At 70.8% G+C, this 14,935-nt stretch carries 14 protein-coding genes; 6 read left to right on the forward strand and 8 right to left on the reverse strand.

Annotated elements, in window-relative coordinates:
- Positions 1–95: 95 nt before the first annotated feature.
- From AB0D31_RS27555 to AB0D31_RS27570, 4 genes are all read right to left on the reverse strand, one after another.
- Positions 96–1,385, reverse strand: coding sequence for a hydrolase (locus tag AB0D31_RS27555; RefSeq protein ID WP_362728031.1), 1,290 nt, complete (start codon positions 1,383–1,385; stop codon positions 96–98).
- 462 nt (positions 1,386–1,847) lie between these two features.
- Positions 1,848–3,407, reverse strand: coding sequence for an FAD-dependent monooxygenase (locus AB0D31_RS27560; RefSeq protein WP_362728033.1), 1,560 nt, complete (start codon positions 3,405–3,407; stop codon positions 1,848–1,850).
- Positions 3,408–3,674: 267 nt separating this feature from the next.
- On the reverse strand, positions 3,675–5,366 hold the full coding sequence (locus AB0D31_RS27565) for a TIGR03767 family metallophosphoesterase (RefSeq protein WP_362728034.1): 1,692 nt from the start codon (positions 5,364–5,366) through the stop codon (positions 3,675–3,677).
- A gap of 432 nt (positions 5,367–5,798) precedes the next feature.
- Positions 5,799–6,182: an SH3 domain-containing protein gene (locus AB0D31_RS27570; protein ID WP_362728036.1), complete on the reverse strand. Its 384-nt coding sequence runs from the start codon at positions 6,180–6,182 to the stop codon at positions 5,799–5,801.
- A 266-nt stretch (positions 6,183–6,448) separates the two neighbouring features.
- Between AB0D31_RS27570 and AB0D31_RS27575 the strand changes: the two genes are divergently transcribed.
- Positions 6,449–7,105: a peptidylprolyl isomerase gene (locus AB0D31_RS27575; protein WP_362728038.1), complete on the forward strand. Its 657-nt coding sequence runs from the start codon at positions 6,449–6,451 to the stop codon at positions 7,103–7,105.
- Positions 7,106–7,196: 91 nt separating this feature from the next.
- Here AB0D31_RS27575 and AB0D31_RS27580 read toward each other — a convergent pair whose 3' ends face one another.
- Positions 7,197–8,309 (reverse strand): alpha/beta hydrolase-fold protein, encoded by a 1,113-nt coding sequence (locus AB0D31_RS27580; protein ID WP_362728040.1) that lies wholly within the window; start codon positions 8,307–8,309, stop codon positions 7,197–7,199.
- Between the two features lie 280 nt (positions 8,310–8,589).
- A complete protein-coding gene (locus AB0D31_RS27585; protein ID WP_362728042.1) occupies positions 8,590–9,027 on the reverse strand; it encodes a DUF4345 domain-containing protein in 438 nt (145 codons plus the stop codon).
- 86 nt (positions 9,028–9,113) lie between these two features.
- On the opposite strand from AB0D31_RS27585, the gene AB0D31_RS27590 reads away from it, so the two are divergent.
- Positions 9,114–9,722, forward strand: a complete 609-nt coding sequence (locus AB0D31_RS27590) for a TetR/AcrR family transcriptional regulator (RefSeq protein ID WP_362728044.1) — start codon at positions 9,114–9,116, stop codon at positions 9,720–9,722.
- Between the two features lie 93 nt (positions 9,723–9,815).
- Here AB0D31_RS27590 and AB0D31_RS27595 read toward each other — a convergent pair whose 3' ends face one another.
- Together AB0D31_RS27595 and AB0D31_RS27600 are read right to left on the reverse strand one after the other, a co-directional pair.
- Positions 9,816–11,699: an ABC transporter ATP-binding protein gene (locus AB0D31_RS27595; RefSeq protein WP_362728046.1), complete on the reverse strand. Its 1,884-nt coding sequence runs from the start codon at positions 11,697–11,699 to the stop codon at positions 9,816–9,818.
- 119 nt (positions 11,700–11,818) lie between these two features.
- On the reverse strand, positions 11,819–12,010 hold the full coding sequence (locus tag AB0D31_RS27600; RefSeq protein WP_362728056.1) for a chaplin: 192 nt from the start codon (positions 12,008–12,010) through the stop codon (positions 11,819–11,821).
- Between the two features lie 358 nt (positions 12,011–12,368).
- Between AB0D31_RS27600 and AB0D31_RS27605 the strand changes: the two genes are divergently transcribed.
- The 4 genes from AB0D31_RS27605 to AB0D31_RS27620 all read left to right on the forward strand — a co-directional run bounded on the left by AB0D31_RS27605 (position 12,369) and on the right by AB0D31_RS27620 (position 14,683).
- Positions 12,369–13,001, forward strand: coding sequence for a hypothetical protein (locus AB0D31_RS27605; RefSeq protein ID WP_362728048.1), 633 nt, complete (start codon positions 12,369–12,371; stop codon positions 12,999–13,001).
- The gene (locus tag AB0D31_RS27610) at positions 12,998–13,726 is read left to right on the forward strand and encodes a hypothetical protein (protein WP_362728050.1); all 729 of its coding nucleotides are present in this window, start codon (positions 12,998–13,000) and stop codon (positions 13,724–13,726) included. Before AB0D31_RS27605 ends, AB0D31_RS27610 begins: the two co-directional genes overlap by 4 nt.
- Before the next feature lie 131 nt (positions 13,727–13,857).
- The gene (locus AB0D31_RS27615; protein ID WP_362728052.1) at positions 13,858–14,145 is read left to right on the forward strand and encodes a hypothetical protein; all 288 of its coding nucleotides are present in this window, start codon (positions 13,858–13,860) and stop codon (positions 14,143–14,145) included.
- Between the two features lie 166 nt (positions 14,146–14,311).
- Positions 14,312–14,683 (forward strand): hypothetical protein, encoded by a 372-nt coding sequence (locus AB0D31_RS27620; protein WP_362728054.1) that lies wholly within the window; start codon positions 14,312–14,314, stop codon positions 14,681–14,683.
- The last annotated feature ends 252 nt before the right edge of the window (positions 14,684–14,935 follow it).

The following is a 14,935-nucleotide window of genomic DNA, read 5'->3' on the forward strand; positions in this document are numbered from 1 at the left end:
GATACAGATCATGACCTTCATGCCGTCCACGGTAACTCCCGGGCCGCCCGGGTGCACGCGAGTTTCACTACGACCCTGCTCGCCGCTGCCCGGCGCTACCGTACGAACCGCATCTCCGGGTAGCGGCCGGACGGACCGTCCAGCAGGTGGCCGTCTCCGCCCCGCAGCCACCGGTCGAAGAAGGCCGTCACGTACGCCTCCTGCGCGGCCACCGAACGCGCCGGCTCGACGGTGCCTATGGTGGCGGCGACGGACCGCCCGGAAAGGCCCAACGGGCCCGCCAGTTGCGGTATTTCCGACTGGAGGTCGGTGAAGCTCGCGTGCTCGGCGCCGGTGAGGGTCAGATCCTGCAACCGTCCATCACTGTGCCGCCACGCCGCGCCCCAGGACGCGACCGTGTGATGGTTGTCCCCTTCCTTGCCCATCAGCAACAGGGGCCGGTCGACGCCGTCCGTCCCGACGGACGACGGGTTCGCCGGGTCGTCGTCGCGTTGGGTGTAGCCCAGGACGCCGTCCAGGTCGGCCGCGGCCTTGAGCCGGGTGTCGTCGTGCATGGTCTGCGCGGCCGTGAACCCGCCTGCGGACTGCCCGAACATCCCCACCGAGCCCAGGTCGAGCGCGCCCCGCAGCTGACCCGGCAGCCGCCCCAACTGGTCCAGTACAAGACGGGTGTCCGCCACCCGCACCGACATGGTCTTCTTGAGCAACGCCGTGACCTGCTCCTGCCCGGCCTTGGTCGCTTTGTCGAACTCCTGAGGCAGCACCGACTTCTCCACGCGCCCGCCCGGAAACTCCACCGCCGCGGCGTCAAAGGTGTGGTCGATCATCACCACCACAAATCCCCGCGACGCCAAGTCGTCGCACAGCGTGGTGCCGAGAGAGCGGGGGTCCGCGGCGCCCGGCGAATACAGGACCACGGGGAAGCCGCGGGGGCCGCGCCGCGCGATCGGAGCCTGTGTATGCGCGTGGCTCAACGTGGCCGCCCAGTCGACCCGGCCCTTCGGTATGTCCGTAAGACCGTTCAGCGCGTCGAACCCGGCGGCCTCACCCCGCAGCATCTGCGGAGCCGGGGGATGCCCGGCGACATCCCGTGCGGGATAGCGGACGCTCACCATCAGCTCCCGGTACGGGCGTGAAGTCACCCACGGGTCGTGGCGGCCGCGATCGGTGAGCCGCAGCGAGGTCGTACCGACCGGATACGGGCCCGTCGGCGCGGGCAGCGACATCCGCACCCCGGTCGGCGGGGCGGTGGACCCCACGGCGGCGAAGCCTGTCACGGCGGGGCCCGTCCCGGCGGGGCCCGTGCACGTCAGGCATGCCGCGATGGCGAGCGCGGCGGTGGGCAGGGAGAGCAGGGACACCCTGCGCAAGAGCGAAGAAGTCATGGAACAAGGCTCGCGCGGCGGCCCCTTCCACACCATCGTGCAGCCCCCAGCATGAGGGGTTCGGAATTTCCGAACCTCGCACGGAGATCCGGGCCGGGGAGCGACCCGACGAGTGGGTGGCGCTTCCTGATGGGGGGAGTACCAGGGAGCACGCCGTCCCACTCGCCGGGCGCCTTCCCGGTGGCGGCGCAGCAGCCAAGAACTCCCGCGGTTGCCCTGCCGGATCGATCTGCCCACCGGGAGCATGTGGGGTATGTGGGGTATGTGGGGTGTCCAGGGGGTTCGGACGGCCTGGCTGTCCGATCCCCGTACACATCCGTGACAGTGAACCCCGCCGCCCGTTACGTCTCACCTTCGCAGCGGTCGGAGCCCCTGTACAGGCTCATTCTGGACGCCCGCCGCGGGCGCCGGCACGGCAGCGCCGGCGGCGCGGGCGTCGACGAGTCGGTGTGGGCGGCGCTTTCAGTGCTCCGGGCCGCCGAACCACCGGTCCGCCACCCGTCCGAGCACCTCCGGGTCAGGGGTGCGGTCGCCGGCCCACGCGACCACGCCGTCGGGCCGGACGAGCACCGCGCCCACGCCGAGGTCGTTCTCCGCCGGACCGGCCGCGTACCGCAGACGGCTCCGACGGTCCTTGGCCGTATCGCGCAGGCATCCGTCGACGCTGAAATCGAGCACGATCCCGCGTCCGTCGTGCATCAGGTCGCCGAGGCGCGTGCCGTCCGCCAGGCGGAACTCGGGGGCGCTGCGGCCGACGAGCGGGTGCTCGTCGCCGAGGTCGTAGCGAATCCATGCCCCGGACAGCCGTTCGGATACATAGGCCGCTCCGTCACGGGTCCCGATGAGGTCGCGGATCACACTGCGGATCGCCTGGCCGTGGGGGTCGGGCCGCATGGCCGCCACCTGGGCGCGCGACCAGTCGAGCACGGCGGCGCCGATGGGGTGGCGCTCGCTCGTATAGGTGTCGAGGAGCCCGTCCGGCGCGTGCTTGTGCACGGTTGCCGCGAGCTTCCACCCGAGATTCACGGCGTCGCCGATCCCGAGGTTGAGCCCCTGTCCGCCGAGCGGGGCATGGATGTGAGCCGCGTCCCCGGCGAGCAGGACGCGCCCCCTGCGGTAGGTCGTGGCCTGCATGGCCCGATCGGTGAAGCTCGAGGCGAGATGGATATCGCCCAGGGTCACGTCGGTGCCCGATATGTGGCGCAGAACCGCCTGGAGATGGTCGCGTGTGGGCGGCCGCGAACGGTCGAACGCGCCGCCGTCGAAGTCCATCATGCCCAGGTATCCCCGCGGCAGTTGCAGGTACATGCCGGTCGGGGTGGGAGCGAATCCGAACTGCAGCTTCTCGGGTTCGACGACGGTGGCGTGCATGGTGTAGCCGGTGAACTGCGGTTCCGTGCCGACGAATGAGAAGCCCGCGAGCCCGCGCACCGTACTGCGACCGCCGTCGCAGCCGACGAGCCAGCGGGCCGGGTACTCGTCCTCACCGGCCCGTGCGACCACCCCCTCGCCGTCCTGGGCGATGGCGGAGACCGTGACGCCGCGCCGGATGTCCACGCCGAGCCGTGCGGCCTGCTCGGACAGGAGGGTCTCGACCGCTTCGAGGTGGGTCGCCATGTGCCGCATCGCGGGGCTGGGAAGCCAGTACGGCGACGCGGTGACGTCGATGTGCGCCGGGTCGAGCATCATGCCGGCGAAATGGCTTCCGCCACGTGTGGGCCGCCCCTGGGGTGCGAAGGATCCCGAGGAGGAGTCCGCGCCGGACGTCGCGGAGGGGCTGCCGCCGGGCCCGGCGCCGACGGCGTCGGCCGATGCGGTCACCAGCTGGTCGAGCATGCCCCGCCGGTGGAACGCCTCGACCGAAGCGGCCGAGAGGCCGCGCAGGCCGAGCGGCATGTCCTTGAATGGGGTGCGGGCTTCGGTATCGCGCTCAAGTACCAGGACGGAACAGCCCGCGAGGCCGAGCTCGCAGGCGAGGAGCAGACCTACCGGGCCGGCACCCACGATCACCACGTCATGCATGGGGAATCCCCTTCACCAACCGACAGCCGGGCGGTACCCGGCCTGACCCCTCCACGATGTCCCGCGCCACCGACACCGGGCCGACAGCCCCCGACAGGCCACCGACGCCGGCTCGTCCGGTCGGTCGGGTCGCGCACCCGGTCGCTCACGCGGTCGCCCAACCGCATGAGCCGCGGCCCGCAGGGCCCGCGAACGACACACCGCTCGGTCGATCCCCGGGCCGGGGCCGATCGAGCGGTGGCGTGGTGGTGCGGAGGTGGGGTGTGCCTACTTGGCCGGGTGGGCCAGGAGCAGCTCGGTGTTGTGGTCGATGGAGGAGCCGAGCCTCGCGGCCGGCGTGCCATAGGGGTCGTTGTACGACAACTCGCGGTACAGGGCGGCGAGTCCCCGGTCGGAGGTGTCGCCGAAGTCCGTCGTGTAGGGCGCGGCCGACTCGATGAGCGTGGTGAACAGAGAGAGCGTGCCGTCGCCGTTGTCCGCGATCTCGATGATCCGGGCGTGCTGCGGAAAGTCCACGTGCGACGCGGTGTTGATCTCCCAGAAGGCGCGCTCGGGAACCACGTGGCTGTGCGGGGTGATCCGGTTCTCGTGTGTGTGGCCGTTCACCCAGGCCACCACGTTCGGATAGCGCTGAAGCAGCGAGACGAGCGCGTTGCCGTCGTGACGACCCTCGAAGGGGTGGTACGGGTCGGGCAGGAGGTTGCCCATGGTGGTGCTCGTGTGGTGGCTGAACAGCACGATGAGTGAGTCGCTCGAACCGCCGCGCACCACATGCCCGTCGCTGTCGTACCAGTGACCGCTGTGCGACTTCAGGACCGATTCGAGCCAGTTGAGCTGGGCGGTGCCGAGCGAACCGTCCGCGAATCCCGCCCTGTTGGTGGTGTCCAGACTGATGCCGAGCACACCGTCCGCCAGCGGGAAGGTGTAGTACAGGTGGCCGCTGTGCGCCGCGTCCGAGGTGAAGCCGTGCCCGACCGGCCCGGCACCGGCGTACCCCGGGTCCAGGTGCGCCTTCGCGAACTCGGCCGGGGTGAACGGTCGTCGGCGCTCGTCCGGGGTCACCTTGCGGATCGCCCCGCCGTTGCTGAGCAGCGTGCTGAGCAGGAGCACCGCCTGGGCCGGGTCGTGGCGCAGGGCGGCGGCGAGCTTCGCCGCGGTGGCGTCGTCACAGCCTTCGATCTTCCGGTCGCCGGTGTACAGATCATTGAGCAGGCCGAGGTCGGGGAGGCTGCCCTCGATGCTGTCGTCGTGGTTGCCGACGGTGGTGTACCAGGGCACGTCGAGCCCGGGCGCGTCGAAGGCGCGGGTCGCGCCCGAGAGGAAGCCGGGGATCTGCGGGAGTCCCTTGGCCTTGTAGGCGTCCTGGAACGACAGTTCCGGGTTCCAGTAGGACGCGCTTCCGGAGTTCTGCACACCCTCGTACCGGTTGGCGTCACCGCTGCTCGGGGTGACCCGGCCGCCGCTCATTACCGTCAAGTACCAGTCGAGCTCGATGAGTTCGTGGTTGTCGGTGTTGTCGCCGGTCGCCATCACGGTGCTGAACGGCAGCCCGGTGTAGGGACCTTGGCGCACCGCGTTGACCCGCTCGACCAGCGAGGACGCGCCGCGCACCGTGAGGGCTTCCTGGGGGCGGTGGGCGCTGTCGTTGTACTGGGCCAGGTACTCGAACCGTACTGGCGACTCGGTGTCCGCCAGGTGCAGATCGGTGAACTGTACGAAGGAGGCGAGCCCGGTGCGGCGGTCGTCCCGGCCGGCGAGGGCACCGGCCAGTTCACCCCGGACCACGAGCGGCCAGCCGGGCCCCGCGACCAGGCGTTTGTACGCTCCGGTGCCGACGGGCGTCGCGGCTTGTTCCAGTGTGGTCCCGCCGATGCGTACGGCTCGCGCGGCGGTCGCCGCCATGGCACGGTCCTGCGCCGTCGCCGTCCACAGCGCGGCTCCCGCGGCCGCCGCGGACATCCTGGTAACGAACTGACGCCGGCTCATCCCGCGCATGTGTGATCCCCCTGGTGACACTGACAGTTGGCGGCACGGCAGCCCTTCGAGCGCGCCGCGCGGGCACACACTACTGGTGGGTAGCCGGATGTACAGGGGCTGGGAGGAAACTTGAGGGAAACAAAAAGCGGGCGGCGGCCGCGGTGCCCGTACCCCGCAGAATCTCGCGGAACCCCGAGGTGGCCGTCGCGGCGCGGGCCCCCGGAACATCGAGGTGGCCGTCGCGCCGAGGTGGCCGTCGTGGCGCGGCCCCCCGGCGCGGCAGAACTCCGAAGTGGCCGTCGCGCGGTCCGGGCCCCCGCAGCGCGGCCGCCACCGCAGCGCTGAATGGCCCCGATGCACGAAAAATGCGCCAACGGCCGTCCGTCGGACGGCCGTTGGCGCACTTGAGTCACCTCACTTGCAGTACGGCACGGGCGCCAGATTCTGCACATAGCGTGCGGCGACCCAGCCGGACTTGCCCGCGCCGAGCCGGTACCAGAGCTTGTTGCCGTCCACGTCCTGGCCGGTCTTCTTGCACTGGAGCGCGGTGACCGTGCCGTTCGGCAGCCAGGTGATCCGCTTGGAGGTGGTGTTCGCTTCCTGGTGGACCCAGAGGCCGCCGTTGGCGACGATCCGGCCCGTGGGCCCGGCCGCCGGCGCGGCGCCTGCCGTCTGTGCGGCCGGGGTGCCGTCGGCCGTCGCCGCCGACGCCGCGCCGGCGCCGAGCAGAAGCCCCGAGCCCGCGAGTGCTGCGACGGCGCCCGCGACGACGGCCCTGCGCATGCCAGATACGTACACGCTGTTCCCCTTTCGTTCCCTTTGGGATGTGCGCCCTGTAGGACAGCGGATCGCGCCGGTCCGTTCCATCCGGCGCCAAGAACTTCCTTAGTGTGTAAGGCAGTTGATGTGACCAGGGTGGTGTGGGCAGGCGCCGGGAGGCTTGGTGGCGTGGGGCGCGGGTGGCGTGGGACGCGAGTGGTGCGCAAGGGAGGCATGGCGTGCGGGCCGTTGGGCAGGAATGATGCGGCCATGTCACGCCCATCGCTTCCGGAAGGTGCCGTCAAGTGCTCCGTAGAAAAGGTGCGTTGCTCGCCGCCGTCGTTCTGATCCCGCTCGCCACGGCAACCCAGGCGGGAGCTGCCACCGCGCCCGCACCAACGGCCGGCTGCGCCTACGCTCCGGCGGTCCCCGCCGACAACTACAAGGGGATTCCGTCGTTCGACCCGGTCAAGGCGGCCCGGCCCTACACGGCGACGCTGCGCACCAGCCAGGGTGCCGTCACCTTCAAGGCGCTGACCGACAAGGCGCCGTGCACCACCAACTCCTTCCGCTTCCTGGCCGAGAAGCGCTACTTCAACGGCACGCACTGCCACCGGCTCACCACCGCGCGGCTGTACGTGCTCCAGTGCGGCGATCCGACCGGCACGGGCAGCGGGGGACCCGGCTACTCCTTCCCGGACGAGAACCTGACCGGCGCCACCTACCCGGCCGGAACGGTGGCGATGGCCAACGCCGGCCCCAACACCAACGGCAGCCAGTTCTTCTTCGTGTGGAAGGACACCAAACTGTCGCCCGCCTACACGCCGTTCGGCACGGTCACGGCCGGGCTCGACGTCCTGCAGAAGATCGCGGCCGGCGGCGAGGACGAGCAGAACGGGCCGGGTGACGGCTTCCCGACGCTGCCGGTGAACATCAAGCGCGTGCAGATCAAGAAGGCGTGAGCACCCCGGTGGCCGGCCCCGCTCGCTCGGGGCCGGGCATCGCGGCCCGTGCCGCTCGCTCGGCTGACGTTGTGGACGCGGTGGACTCGGCTCACTCGGCGGAGAGGCGGGCGCTGAGCCACTGCAAGGACGGCGGGATCTCCCGGAGCCAAGTGTTGAAGTTGTGGCCGCCGGAATCGAGCGTGATCGACGAGACGCGCGCGGGCTTGTTGACCTTGGCGATGAACTTCTGGGTCGCCCGGAAGTTGCTCTCTCCCTGGTGGGAGGTGGTGACCAGGAAGGACGAGTTGCCCTGGGGCAGGTGGTCGAGGCTCCACAGGAGGTCGGAACGGTTCGCCTCGCGCTTGTTCCCGTGGAATAGGTCGCCCGACTCCATGTCCACGTCCGGCTTGTAGTCCGCGGACAGGCCGACGCCGGCCGCGTACGCCTCCGGGTGGTGCAGGGCGATCTTCAAGGCGCAGTAGCCGCCGGTCGAGTCACCGATGAACCCCCAGTTCCGCGGCTTCATCCCGACGCGGTACGTGCCGGAGACCGCCTTGCGCAGGTCGTCGGCGAAGAACGTCTCCGTCTGGGGGCCGCCCGGGATGTCGATGCACTGCGTGTTGCGCGGCGGGGCGACGGTGGGCCGCAGCATCACCAGGATCATCGGCTGCGTCTTCTTCTCCTTCGACAGCGTCCATGCCGTCTTCGGGTAGTGCAGCCCCTTGATGAGGTTCTCCGCGGTGCCCGGGAAGCCGGTCAGTACGACGGTGACCGGAAAGCTCTTCTTCTGGTAGTCCTTCTGGAAGTACTCCGGCGGCAGGTAGACGTAGGCCGGTGTGGCGATCCTGGAGCGCTCGCCCTGCACCGACACCCGTTGAACCTCGCCGCCGACGCTCGGCTTCCCGGCGCCCGGCACGTCGACCTTCTGCTTCCCGTCCACCTTGATCCCCGGGCTCGCCGCCGCTTGCGCGGCGAGGACCCCCACACCGTCCTGCTGGCCGAACAGGTCCGCCCACGAACCGTAGAAGAGGAACACCTTGTTGGCCGCGAGGCCCACGGAGGAGAAGAGCAGCAACTGGACCGCGCACATCAGGCCCACCCGTCCCAGCACCGGCCGCCAGCCCCGCCCCGCAAGCCGTGGCCACTGCCATACGACGAGGAGGGACAGCAGGACCGTGGCGAGCACGGCCGTTGCCAGAGCGGTGGTACTGGTCAGCCCCATGGGTTCAAGACACTCTCTGGAAAGGGTCCTCGTGCACGTGCGCCCCGTGGCGCCGTACAGCTGCACCGCCTCGCGATGCGCACCGAACTAGACCGCGATCCGGCGAGATCCGTTCCCTTATCCGTTCTCTTGTGACCGGCTTCCTTTCGATCCTGTACGAAATCCGGCGTATCGCGGTGGAGTGTGCGGCGGGGGAGTGTCACCCCGGGGGTTTGTGTCGCCCTCGGGGTGGTGAGTAGCCCTCAATGGGGTGAGTAGCCCTCAATGGGGTGAGTCGCCCTCAGTGGGGTGAACGGGCCGCCGTGCGTGCTGCCTCCTCGGCCTGCCAGAGCCGTGCCGCCGTGTCCCGCTCGTCCGCGGACGCAAGCCAGAAGTAGAGCGGCGGCAGGGCGAGTTCGAGACCCATCAGCACGAGCTGGAACCAGTCGGGCCGGCCCAGGGCGGCCCAGGAGAGCAGCCGGCCGGCACCGCCCAGGAAGAAGATCCCGGCGAGCACACGCACCGCGTTGGACGGGATGGGTGACTGCCGTGCGACCCAGATCCACGCCACGCCGTACCCGAGGAAGATCGCTGCGAAGAACCGCATGAGGCTGTCCACGGTGGGGCCGGGCGAGCCCGCGCCCGGTACCGAGCCCATGCCGACCATCAGGTGCACGGCACCGATCGCCACATCGGCGACGCCCATCGCCCAGGAAAGCCACTTGATGAGCCTGGCCATGGTGGAGTCCTCCCGCCTTAGTAGGCATGTGTCTACTAAGGCGACCATAGGTTCGCTAGTAGACACACGTCAAGTAACCTGGCCCCGTGACCACGCGCCGCAGACTGAGCCCCGATGAGCGCCGTGCACAGCTGCTCGATGTCGGAGCCCGTCTGTTCGCGGCGAAGCCGTACCACGACGTGTTGATGGAGGACATCGCCCAGCAGGCCGCCATTTCCCGGGCGTTGCTCTACCGCTACTTCCCCAACAAGAGCGCCCTGTTCGCCGCGATCTTCCAGCAGGCGTCCCGTCGGCTGCTCGACGGCACCCGCATCGACCCCGCGGGTTCGCTTCTCGAGCAGCTGTCCGCCGGACTCGATCTGCACTTCGACTACTTCGCGGCGAACAAGAACACGGTGCTCGCGGCGAACCGGGTGCTCGCGGGCGACCCGGTGATCCAGGCGATCATCACCGATGAACTCGCCGAACTGAGCCGGCGTGTGCTCGACGCGACCGGCCTCGACGGCGCGGCCAGGGACAGGGTGTCGGTCGCCCTGACGAGCTGGCTGGTCTTCGTGCGTGCGCTGTGCGTGGAATGGCTCACGAGCGCCCCGTGCACACGGGCCGAGCTGCACGCCATGTCCATCGGCGCCCTGCGCGGCGCGCTGGGCGCCGTCACCGACGTCGACCGGCTCCTCGGCTCCCCGGACGAGTAGGCCCGCCCGGGCCCCAGGTGGCCGAGGCGGGCGAGCCCCCTGGGGCCAGGGGGCTCGCGAACTTCCGCCGCCCCCAGCCGTACGGCCCTCCGGTCACCCCAGGGCGGGCGCACCTCCCGGGCGTTCGAACTGGGTGCGGTACAACTCCTCGTACCGGCCCCCGAGTTCGATCAGCTCGTCGTGGGTTCCGTGTTCCACGATCCGGCCGTCCTCGACGACCAGGATGCGATCGGCGGACCGCACCGTGGAGAGCCGGTGGGCGATGACCACCGCGGTACGCCCCTCCAGCGCCTCACCGAGCGCCTCCTGTACGGCCGCCTCGGACGTGTTGTCGAGGTGAGCGGTGGCCTCGTCGAGGATGACGACGCGCTGACGGGCCAGGAGCAGCCGGGCGATGGTCAGGCGCTGGCGCTCACCGCCGGAGAGCCGGTAACCGCGCTCGCCGACCACGGTGTCGAGCCCGTCGGGCAGGGAGGCGACCAGGTCGTGCAGGCGGGCCCTGCTCAGCGCGGCCCAGAGGTCCTCCTCGGTCGCGTCCGGCCGCGCGAGCAGCAGGTTGGCGCGTACCGACTCGTGGAAGAGGTGGCCGTCCTGGGTGACCATGCCGATGGTGTCCCGGATCGAGTCGGCGGTCAGGTCCCGTACGTCGACGCCGCCGAGCCGTACCGTGCCCGCGTCGGCGTCGTACAGCCGCGGCAGCAGTTGGGCGACCGTGGACTTGCCCGCGCCGGACGATCCGACCAGGGCCACCATCTGGCCCGGTTCCGCCCTGAACGAGATGCCGTGCAGCACCTCGGTGCCGCCCCGCGTGTCCAGACTGGAGACCTCTTCGAGGGAGGCGAGGGAGACCTTGTCCGCGGACGGGTATCCGAACCGCACCTGGTGGAACTCCACGGACACCGGCCCCGGCGGCACCGCACGGGCGCCGGGCTTCTCCGCGATGAGCGGCTTGAGGTCGAGCACCTCGAAGACCCGCTCGAAGCTGACCAGCGCGCTCATCACCTCCACGCGTGCCCCCGCCAGCGCCGTGAGCGGCGCGTAGAGACGGGTCAGGAGCAGGGCCAGCGAGACGACCGCGCCCGCTTCGAGGGTGCCGTGCAGCGCGTAGTAGCCGCCGAGCCCGTACACCAGGGCGAGTGCGAGGGCCGAGACGAGGGTGAGCGCGGTGATGAACGCGGACTGCGCCATGGCCGTACGGACCCCGATGTCGCGCACCCGGCGGGCCCGGGCGGCGAACTCGGCGGACTCGTCCGCGGGGCGCCCGAACAGCTTGATCAAGGTCGCGCCCGGCGCCGAGAACCGCTCGGTCATCCGGGTGCCCATCGCGGCGTTGTGCTCCGCGGCCTCCCGCTGGAGGCGCGCCATCCGGGTGCCCATACGGCGGGCGGGCAGTACGAACACGGGCAGCAGCACCAGCGCGAGCAGCGTGATCTGCCAGGAGATGCCGAGCATCACCGCGAGCGTGAGCAGGAGCGTGACCAGATTGCTGACCACGCCGGACAGCGTGTTGCTGAACGCCCGTTGAGCGCCGATGACGTCGTTGTTGAGGCGGCTGACCAGCGCGCCGGTGCGGGTCCGGGTGAAGAACGCGACCGGCATCCGCTGCACGTGGTCGAAGACGGAGGTACGCAGATCGAGGATCAGTCCCTCGCCGAGTGTCGACGACAGCCACCGGCTCACGATGCCGAGCGCCGCCTCGGCGACGGCGATCGCGGCGATGTACAGGGCGAGGCGGATGACGGTCCCGCTCTCCTTCCCGCCGACGATCGCGTCGACGACCCGCCCGGCCAGCAGCGGAGTGGCCACCGCGAGCAGAGCGGTGGCGACGCTCACGACCAGGAAGTAGGCGATGCGCCGCCGGTGGGGGCGGGCGAAGGCGGCGATGCGGCGCAAGGTGGCCCGGTTGAGGGGACGCTTGTCCTGCTGCGCGTTCATGACGTTGTGGAGCTGTGTCCACGCGGTGGCTTCCATACTCATGCGAGGAACGTACGACCTCAACATGGCTTGAGGTCAACGTGTGCGGCGCGCGGTCGGCGCGCGACTGCGCCCCGGAACCAGAGAGCGGTTCCGGGGCGGAGCGACGAGGACCCGAGAGGTCAGTCGTTCTTGCAGGTGTTGTTGGACGCCGGGTTGAGCAGCCCGATGATGTCGATGGTGTTGCCGCACACGGGGAGCTGAATGCCGATGGGCACCTGGATGACATCGCCGGACAGCAGGCCGGGGGAGTTCTGGGCCACGCCGGTGGTCGGCGGCACCGGGTCGGCGGCGGCGGCGCCCGCCGCGCCCATCACGGCGGTGGCGGCCAGGAACGTTGCGGCGAGTGCGGTACGGATACGCACGGTTTCCTCCTGTTTGTGGGGAATGCTTATGAACAGACTCTCCGTGGTCGGGCTCCGGCGAAAGCCGCGTGACCCGTTGGGGTGAGGGGCGTGGGAGGGAACCATGGGTTACCGGCACGTAGGTTGATCGCTCAACCTGAGCACGCATCAGGAGGAGGCCGGCCACCCTGGGCGCCCTCGCAGGGGTGTTGGCCGTCCATACACGGAACTCGCTTGGCCCGTACCGGGTTTATTCGGCCGCGTCGCGCTCACTCGTACAGGGACCGCCCCTGGAGCAGGGGCCGTTTCACTGACGGGAAGGCAGGCCATGTCCAGTGGTGTCGTCATCATCCTGATAGCGGTCGCGGTGATCGTTGTCGCGGCGGTGGTCCTCGGCATGTTCGTCGCGCGCCGGGGCAACGGGCTGCGCCGTCGGTTCGGACCCGAGTACGAACGGACCGTGGCCCAGCACCACGGTGACGTCAAGGCCGCGGAGAAGGACCTCGACGAGCGCGTCCGCCGCTACGGCGGCCTCAAGGTCGAGCCCCCCACCGCCGAGGAGCGCAGCCGGTACGCCGCCGAATGGGCCCGGGTGCAGGAGGAGTTCGTGGACTCGCCCGCGCAGGCGGTCGCCGACGCCGAGGCGCTGCTCGGCCGGCTGGCGCAGGAACGCGGCTTCCCGGACGGAGCGTCCGGGGAACAGCTGGCCGCGCTCTCGGTGCACCACCCCGACCACCTCGACGGCTACCGCAGGATCCAGGGGGTGGCCCAGAACCCCGACGGGCGCCGCCGCAGCACGGAAGAGCTGCGCGAGGCCCTCGTACAGGCCCATGAGTTCTTCGCCGTTCTCGCCGGAGAACGGCGCGGACACAAGTCCGGGGTCCTCGCGCCGCGAGAGGCCCGGCACACGTCCCGCGACGACAGCAAGCACCGAGACACCGCCCGAGGGAGCCAGTCATGACCCACGCCGAGCAGCCCATACCCGAGCGGTCGACCCCCGAGCGGCCCGTGTCGGAGCGGCCGACCCCCGAGCGGTCGACGTCCGGGCGGCCCCTGGCGCAGAACTCCGCGTCCGGCCGCGCGCCCGTCGAGCAGACGGACCCCGAGCAGGGCGTGACCGAGCGCCCCGTATCCCAGCCGTCCCTCGGCGACCGGCGGACCGCCGGCGCCCCGGACACGGCCGGCACGACCGCGCCGGAGCGCGCCGTACCCGAGGGGTCGGCGGCCGAGCCGCCCCTGGCGGGCCACGCCCTGGGCGGCTCCGGCGCCACCGACGCGACCCTGGCCGGGCGCGCCACCCCCGACGAGGGCGTGCGCGAGCGGTCCGCCCGCGGCCAGACCGTGTCCGGACCGGACGCCGCGGGAGCACAGGGCGTACGCGGAGCCGACGCGCTGCCCGGTGACGGGACGCGGGACGAGACCGTGCTGCGGCCGGACGAGCGCGACAAGCTCCAGCTCAGGCTCCAGCGCGCGGTCGGCGGTTTCGTGGACGAACCGCGCGCGGCCGTCGAAGAAGCCGCGACGGCCGTCGACGAACTCACCGAGCACCTCATCGAGACCCTCGGCCACCGCCGCGGCGCGCTGCGCGCGTCCTGGCAGGACACGTCGGGCGGGGCGGCCACCGAGGATCTGCGCATGGCCCTGCGCGAGTACCGCCAACTCGCGGAGCGCCTGCTCAGCCTGTGAGCGCGACGCCCGACGCATCGCGTGCCGGGCCCCGCCGCACGACCCGCGCACGGTGCGCGACCCGTACGGCGGGGCCCCGCACGACCTTCCCGACCGAACGTCAACCCGCCTGACAGTACAAGGAGTTGGACATGGCCAGACGCTATGGCGGAAACCCGGCGGCGACCGGCATCCTCATCATCGTGGACCTCATGGCACTGATCCTGATTCTCTGGATCGCCTTCTTCCTGGTCAACGCCAACACGGCCAACGACGTCGTGTCCTGGGTGCGCAACGCAGCCGACTGGCTCTCGGGCTGGTCGCGGGACATGTTCCACATCAAGTCCGACACCTGGCGCACGGTGGTCAACTACGGCCTGCCGGCGGCCGTCTACCTCCTGGTCGGCCATGCGGTGGCCGGCCGCGTCAGCAGGGCCTGACCCGCCGCCGCGGAGCGGGACCCGTCTCTCGTCCGGGGCCGTCCCCTCGGGGCCGGTATGCACGCCTCACTCGTTCGGCGAGGCCCAGTGGCCCATCAGTCCTGGGTGGCGAACAGTGGATCAAGAGTGGGAGTGCCTTGCCGACCATCTGATGAGGGAGCGCGTCATGCGCCGATATGTCACCGTTGCCGCGATCGTTCTGAGCGGAGTCCTGACCGCGGGGGCTGCCGCACCCGCCTTCGCCGCCCCTCCGACGCCGGCCGTGCCGGCTCCGGGGACAGCGCCCGGAGCCGATGAGAAGACCTGGCTCGCGGACCTGAAGAAGGAGATCGACAAGCTGATCGCGGACGAGATGAAGGACGCGGCGGCCGATGTCGCCGAGGCGAAGGCCGAGGCCGCGGAGGCGAAGGCCGATGCGGCGAAGACGCTGAAGGAGTTCGCCGGCACGGTCAAGAGCGAGACGGCGCAGTCGAAGCCGGCGTCGACCGCGCACCCGGCCTCGGCCTCGGCACCGAAGCCCATGCCGCCGATCGGCTGACCTTCCCCTACCGCCCGGCGCGCCCCGGGCCCCGGCGAGGCGCACGAGCCGGGACCCGGGGCCTGTTCGTTCGCGTCCAGCACGGGATCGGAGGGGATCGAAGGGTTGCGCGGGGGTGTGCGCGCGGCTCGTATACGGGGCCCTGATGAAGGGGCAGGCAGGCGGGGGCCCCCGGGGGGGAGGTCCCGGGCCGCGCCCGCCGAACACGCCCCCCCCAAGACGTCCTAAGAACTGAGCCGCAGAGCGAAGTGG

It is taken from the genome of Streptomyces sp. NPDC048361, from assembly GCF_040651795.1.
In the GTDB taxonomy this organism is placed as follows: Bacteria; Actinomycetota; Actinomycetes; order Streptomycetales; family Streptomycetaceae; genus Streptomyces.

What these genes read in the sequence shown, in the direction of transcription:
- AB0D31_RS27555 (WP_362728031.1), bottom strand. Translation starts at nt 1,385, where the DNA reads ATGACTTCTTCGCTCTTGCGCAGGGTGTCCCTGCTCTCCCTGCCCACC.
- AB0D31_RS27560 (WP_362728033.1), bottom strand. Translation starts at nt 3,407, where the DNA reads ATGCATGACGTGGTGATCGTGGGTGCCGGCCCGGTAGGTCTGCTCCTC.
- AB0D31_RS27565 (WP_362728034.1), bottom strand. Translation starts at nt 5,366, where the DNA reads ATGTCCGCGGCGGCCGCGGGAGCCGCGCTGTGGACGGCGACGGCGCAG.
- AB0D31_RS27580 (WP_362728040.1), bottom strand. Translation starts at nt 8,309, where the DNA reads ATGGGGCTGACCAGTACCACCGCTCTGGCAACGGCCGTGCTCGCCACG.
- AB0D31_RS27585 (WP_362728042.1), bottom strand. Translation starts at nt 9,027, where the DNA reads ATGGCCAGGCTCATCAAGTGGCTTTCCTGGGCGATGGGCGTCGCCGAT.
- AB0D31_RS27595 (WP_362728046.1), bottom strand. Translation starts at nt 11,699, where the DNA reads ATGAGTATGGAAGCCACCGCGTGGACACAGCTCCACAACGTCATGAAC.
- AB0D31_RS27600 (WP_362728056.1), bottom strand. Translation starts at nt 12,010, where the DNA reads ATGGGCGCGGCGGGCGCCGCCGCCGCCGACCCGGTGCCGCCGACCACC.
- AB0D31_RS27605 (WP_362728048.1), top strand. Translation starts at nt 12,369, where the DNA reads ATGTCCAGTGGTGTCGTCATCATCCTGATAGCGGTCGCGGTGATCGTT.
- AB0D31_RS27610 (WP_362728050.1), top strand. Translation starts at nt 12,998, where the DNA reads ATGACCCACGCCGAGCAGCCCATACCCGAGCGGTCGACCCCCGAGCGG.
- AB0D31_RS27615 (WP_362728052.1), top strand. Translation starts at nt 13,858, where the DNA reads ATGGCCAGACGCTATGGCGGAAACCCGGCGGCGACCGGCATCCTCATC.
- AB0D31_RS27620 (WP_362728054.1), top strand. Translation starts at nt 14,312, where the DNA reads ATGCGCCGATATGTCACCGTTGCCGCGATCGTTCTGAGCGGAGTCCTG.